Raw genomic sequence first — 5,614 nt, 5'->3', positions numbered from 1 at the left:
AAACGGATTATTGCCCAAACAAGGCGATGGCAAGCGCGCTCGCGGAAAGGGGGAGCGGCGGGTAATCGAGTGCCAGTGCGCCGGAAATTAGCAGGAGCATGACAAGACAGATCCCCGGCGTGCATCGTCTCAGCTGCAAAACTCAGAGAACCTCGATTTTTGAGAGAATTTCGTCCAGCACCTGTCCCCGGGTGATCCCTTCGACTTCCGCGTCGCGCGAGAGGATGATCCGGTGCGTGAGTGCTGCCCGGGACACCTGTTTGATGTCGTCAGGAATGACGTAGGTGCGGTTGTTCAGTGCAGCAAGTGCTTTGCCGCCATTGATCAGGGCAAGCGAGGCACGGGACGAGCCCCCGAGTTCGATGTCGGGGTGTGTCCGTGTTGCGACCACAATGTCGCGGATGTACCGGAGGACCGGCTCTTCGATGGAGACCTGCCGGATCACCTGGATGTAATGTTTGAGGGCCTGCGGAGTGAGGAGGGGGGTGAGCGAATGGGAATAGGTCTCCCACTGGAGCATGCCCTCATTGGCGCGCCGGATGATGCTGAGTTCCTCATCCGGGCTTAAGTAATCGGAACGGATGGAGAACATGAACCGGTCGCGCTGGACTTCAATAAGCGGGAATGTCCCCTCGAATTCATGGGGGTTCTGCGTGGCGATGACGCAGAACGGCGACTGCATTGGCATGGTGATCCCGTCCAGGGTGACCTGGCGTTCGCTCATTGCCTCGATAAAAGCGCTCTGCGATTTCGGGTTGATACGGTTGATCTCGTCGGCAAGGAGAATGTTGGTAAAGACCGGTCCCTTCCGGAGGACAAACTCCTTTTTGTACTGGTCGTAGATCCTTACGCCAAGCATATCCGCAGGCTGGAGATCGATGGCTCCCTGGATACGGTTGAAGCTGCAACCGGTCAGGAGGGCGATGGATTTTGCGATGGTGGTTTTCGCAGTCCCCGGCACCCCTTCAACAAGGATATGCCCCTCGTTTAAGAGGGCAAGAAGGATCAGGTCAATGACGTCATGGTTCCCGACAACGAATTCGTTCAGTCTCTCGTTGATGATGGCTGCAAGGCCGGAGATCTCGTCAACCTCCTTTTTCAGTTCGGGAAGGGAAATCCGGCCGGAAGGTTCTTTTCGCACGCTGCCCGTATCATCAGGGAAGGGTGCGGCACCCGGGGATTTTCCGGTTCCTTCCCGCCCGGTTTTCCGGGACATATCGACAATTTTCTTCTCAAGGTTGCTATGATCCATCCTTTCACCTAAAATGCCTTCTTTCTCCAGGCCCATGCTGCTCCCAGTATCAGAAGGCAGAATATGAAAATTTCTATAATTCCTGTATTTCTTACTACATGAAGAATCCCGCTTAATCCTTTCGCATCTGCGGTTCGGGAATTCATCTGGTCGATGAGCAGGGTACTATCCGCGTTGATGATGTGGTGAATCAACGCCCGGTTGTTCCCGTTCTCCGGCTGGACATACATCGTGTTGACAAAGATGCTGGGATCGGACAGGACAACCAGTCTGCCGGGTCCGACAGATTCCTGGACCATCACCGGCAGGGTGCCCATCTCCTCGCCGGTGTTGAGCCGGTTGTTCGCATTGCGGTCAGCCCAGCTCATGACGGATGTGAGGACAAGCGGTGTTCCCCCCTCGAGCAGCGCCGCACCATTCAGTGTCAAATCCGGGGGCATGACAAAGGGGCCCTCGTTCTGTGTCCGGTACGCAATGACCATGTAGGGGTCTGCATACTGGCGGTCGAGACTTGAGATGTTTACGGGATTGATTGTTATCCTGCTGCCGATCCCGGCCAGGATTTCATTGCCGGCCCCGAAGTCATCGGCAAGGAAGAGCGTATGCCCTGCGGCAAGGAATGCCTTGTACCCGGCTATCTCTTGTTCCGTTGGCATCCGGTACGGCGCAATAACCAGGAGTGTCGCGTTTCCCGGCTGTTTTTCGAGGATAGCGGGATTGAAGACCTCGATTGTCCTGTCGCGGGGGAGGTCGGAGAAGAACGCCGATGCCCCGTTCCAGCCGGTATTGTACCGCGAGAACTCCAGATCATTGGCCGAGAGGTGCAGGAAGAGGAGAACAAGGGCCGCAATAAAGACGCCCCCGGCGATCCATGAAGCATACCTAATGGCGACCACCCTCCATCTGTTCATCCGTGGTATGCAGGGCCGTCTCGAAAACGGTCTGATCCTTTACCGATACGATGCCGCCGTACCGGATTCGTTCGTACACGGCGATGAACCGGGCGAACGGGCGACAGTAGGGTTTACCCTTGCAGCTGCGGGAGATCTCGCGTGCTGTCAGGGTACGGTGGCGGCGGATCTCCTGGTCGCGGGCAACCCGTGCCGCCAGCTGCTGGTACACCCGCCAGGATGCCGCCTTCAGCCCTTTTTCCTCCAACAGGCGGGAGTAATACGCGATGATTGTCTCGTTATCCGGATCCATCAGTTCGCTGGTGTCGGCAGGCCGGGCCGGCAGATCGCTGTCTGAATCTTCCAAAGAACCGCTGGTACCTGCGGGAACCTCCCCGGTTTTTTCTGCACGGGCCTCGATCTTCCGGGTCATCCGCTGGATGTAATACAGCGTAATTTTTACAAATCCTGCAAGGATTGCAATGGCACAGATGACGAGAAGGATGTCCCAGAGTTCCAGCTCGTCACCGGTTCTGGGGATAAGGGAGATCTCGATGACCTGCGGTGCACTAGCTGACGGGTCGATCGGGTAGCCCGCTCCATTGAACCGTGCAAGGATCGTGTGCCTTCCCGGGGGAAGTTCGATCTCTTTCATGAACCATCCCCGGCTGTCGGTCTTGGTGACCAGCACGTGCGTCTCATCCCAGACAATCTCGACCGAGGCAGAGCGGACGGGAAAATTGGCCATGACCGCACCGGAACAGTTGACAATTGTGCTCCTGTTGGTATGGCTCACCGAGAGGGTTGTCGCGGAGGGTACCTGTTCCACGGTCAGCGTACGGTTCACTGAGCGCGACGTGGGGGAGCGGGAATAGACCGTATGTGTCCCGGAAATGACGCGTTCCAGGGGAATCTTTGTGTTATAATACCCGAAACTGTCCGTGGTCACCGTGGAGAACGGCACGTCATCCATGTACAGGATGATCTGTTTTCCCCCCTCGCGGCGCGTGACATTGCCCTGGAGGGAGAGCGAGATCCCCATGTACTCGATTACTTCGCGGTATTTTCCCGTATCCGGGCGGAGGAAGAGGGAGATGCGGTCGTCACCGGGAACAAGCGAGGTATCGACCCTGAGCAGCGCCTCGGCTTCCGGATGTTCAATCCGTTCGATAATCTGGTTGACCGTGCTTTGGCTCTCCTGGTTCTTCGTCATGTTGATGCCGAGTTTCCTGCCACTCTCGGCCACACGTTCCGTTGCATTCTGGTACCGTGCACCCATGCCCCGGACTTTTTTCCGCAGCTCTTCCCCCCGGAGACGGATCGTGGTGAGCATGTCCTGGTTGTTCTCGCTGTGGTACTGGATCTCCATCACCTGGAGCTCGTCTAAGGAGATGGTTGTGTTGAGGAGGGTATCGAGGATTTCCTTCTGGAGGGCCGTGTTCCGTTCCAGTTCCTGGATCTCGCTCTCGTTCATGTCCAGCTTCACGATAAGGTTCTTCAGCGAACCGTGACTGTTCTGGAACCTCTCAAAATCCCGTCGCGCCTGTTCGACATCGTGGACCCGGATGGAGAGCGAGAGCGGGCCGGTAAAGTCGACAAATTCCTGGATCTCCGGCACGATGTCGTCCGTGCTGTTGGTTGCCAGGTGTTTCAGAACATCGGTGTTCTGATGAAACGGGGACGGGAAGGAGTCCTCTTCAAGCGTGTAGAGCAGGGGTGACGGGATCGTCAGGGCCAGTGCCACGAGTAGTGCAACCACGAGCAGGAAAAATACCGCGTACCGGGTTTTCGCGTTCATCGGGAAAGGATCTCCATGACTTTCAGCGCAACAATGCACCCGAAGAGGAGGATGCCTGCAGCCACCACGTACTTGAGGTACCGCATGTAGGGTGGCAGGGAGAACCGCGTGTCCATCAGTTCGACAATGACAAGCAGGCCGATCAGCCAGAGGACGAAGAATATCTCAAGATCGATCCGTGCGGCAAGGAGCATGAAGAGGGTTATGACAACCAGCCAGACAGCGATGACAATGATGGCGAGGTCTTTCTTCTTCATGAGTACGCAATCATCCTTTTGGATATTGGGATATAGGTAATTTTCTTTTTATATGCGGGTTTCAATAGGATCGTTTCTGTACTGGTGAACGAATATTCTGCACGCAATGATAACCCCGGGCAATGGTTGTTGCTGCTTCGAGGAAAAAGTCGATCTTCATCCATGAAACCCGGTGTGCCGAGAGCAGAATCCGATACTCTGCTGGTACCTGTACCAGAAAAACCGCTTGTCTCACCCGGAATTATTGTCCCTGTGCTCCGGGCACTCGCCATCTCCGTTCAGGCATTCACGCCAATACTCCTGGTCCGTTGTTGACAATGCCGGCGCCACCTGGGTATTTCTTCTCGGTATTTATCTATGGAACGATCGCTTCCGGATCACTCCGTTTACGAGAGAGAATCAGGTCGGCGGAAATACCAAAACAGTTGAATACCAGAATTGCGGATTATATCTGATGGAAAAAATTCAGATCCAATTTAATGAATCTGATTATACCACATACCATGATTATTGCCTGAAATATTACCAGGTCCATGATACCGCCAGGCGGCAGGCTATCCACGCATTTCTGGAACTGTATACCAAGGGCATTCTTGTTGTGGAAGAGCAGGATCTTCGCCCTGCCCGCCGGTTCCTTGCCGAAAAATGCGATGTGCTCAAGACGGAGCAGGGGCGGTCTGGTGAAAGCGAAGCCAGCGTGTCTGTCCGTTCCCGGCTCTGTTCTGACCTCCTCCTGTTCCTCGATGACCTGGAAAAAATGTATCGTCTCATCAAAAAACAGGGCATTATTCCGAATTACCTGATGCTCCTTGCAACATTCTCGAACGTGATCGAAGAGATGCGTGACGCAGCGGCCGCGGGATTATACGACGTGGACCGCCCCCTTATCGATGCTCTCGCAACCCCTCTTGCCACGATCATACAGAAACGACTGGGGACAGACCGGGACTGGCGTTCGGTTCTGAAGGAGCTCTCGTTCATTGCCACCCGGTTCGGCCAGAAGTTCCCTAAACCTGTTTTTGACGCAGAGATCGTCCAGCTGGTGGCCCCTCATGTGGTGGCCCATTTCAACAAGGATGTCGGCGTAAAGGAGATCCTGTCGGCACTTTCCGCCTGCTATGAGGAGTGCGAGCTTGAGGAGTTTGAGTCGCTCCTGAACCGGACCCCCGAAGCGCTCAGGTACGACCAGGAATCGGATATTGACTGGGACGCGATAGCCGAGCTGCTTGAGCCGGTCTCAGCAGAAGTCAACCGTCAGCGGGAACGGCTCGCCCGCGAGGCATCGACCCTTGCTGATCCTGCCCTGCTCATGGCGCTGGGATCCGGTGGGGATGACCGGCCTACCCCTGCAGTGTCCCCACCCCTGAAAAAGCCCGTCCTGCACGGGGGGAAATCCTTTGATATTGCTGTCACGGCT

Annotated in this window: 5 protein-coding genes; 1 reads left to right on the top strand and 4 read right to left on the bottom strand. The window is 55.7% G+C overall.

The window, feature by feature from the left end; genetic code table 11:
• Window positions 1–142 precede the first annotated feature (142 nt).
• The 4 genes from CW742_RS06110 to CW742_RS06095 are packed head-to-tail and all read right to left on the bottom strand — an operon-like array spanning window position 143 to window position 4,197.
• The gene (locus CW742_RS06110; RefSeq protein ID WP_292417918.1) at window positions 143–1,252 is read right to left on the bottom strand and encodes a MoxR family ATPase; all 1,110 of its coding nucleotides are present in this window, start codon (window positions 1,250–1,252) and stop codon (window positions 143–145) included.
• Between the two features lie 8 nt (window positions 1,253–1,260).
• Window positions 1,261–2,148: a DUF4350 domain-containing protein gene (locus CW742_RS06105; RefSeq protein ID WP_292417915.1), complete on the bottom strand. Its 888-nt coding sequence runs from the start codon at window positions 2,146–2,148 to the stop codon at window positions 1,261–1,263.
• Complete coding sequence (locus CW742_RS06100; protein ID WP_292417913.1) at window positions 2,135–3,940, bottom strand: hypothetical protein; 1,806 nt, start codon at window positions 3,938–3,940, stop codon at window positions 2,135–2,137. The genes CW742_RS06105 and CW742_RS06100 overlap by 14 nt, the downstream gene beginning before the upstream one ends.
• On the bottom strand, window positions 3,937–4,197 hold the full coding sequence (locus CW742_RS06095; RefSeq protein WP_292417909.1) for a hypothetical protein: 261 nt from the start codon (window positions 4,195–4,197) through the stop codon (window positions 3,937–3,939). The genes CW742_RS06100 and CW742_RS06095 overlap by 4 nt, the downstream gene beginning before the upstream one ends.
• Window positions 4,198–4,651: 454 nt before the next feature.
• Between CW742_RS06095 and CW742_RS06090 the strand changes: the two genes are divergently transcribed.
• Window positions 4,652–5,614 (top strand): hypothetical protein (locus tag CW742_RS06090; RefSeq protein ID WP_292417906.1); only part of this gene is annotated, 963 nt, incomplete at its 3' end.

Source organism: Methanoregula sp., assembly GCF_002835825.1.
Classification (GTDB): domain Archaea; phylum Halobacteriota; class Methanomicrobia; order Methanomicrobiales; family Methanospirillaceae; genus Methanoregula.
The sequence above is the reverse complement of the archived record's forward strand: the minus strand, read 5'-3'. Positions and strand labels throughout refer to the sequence as shown.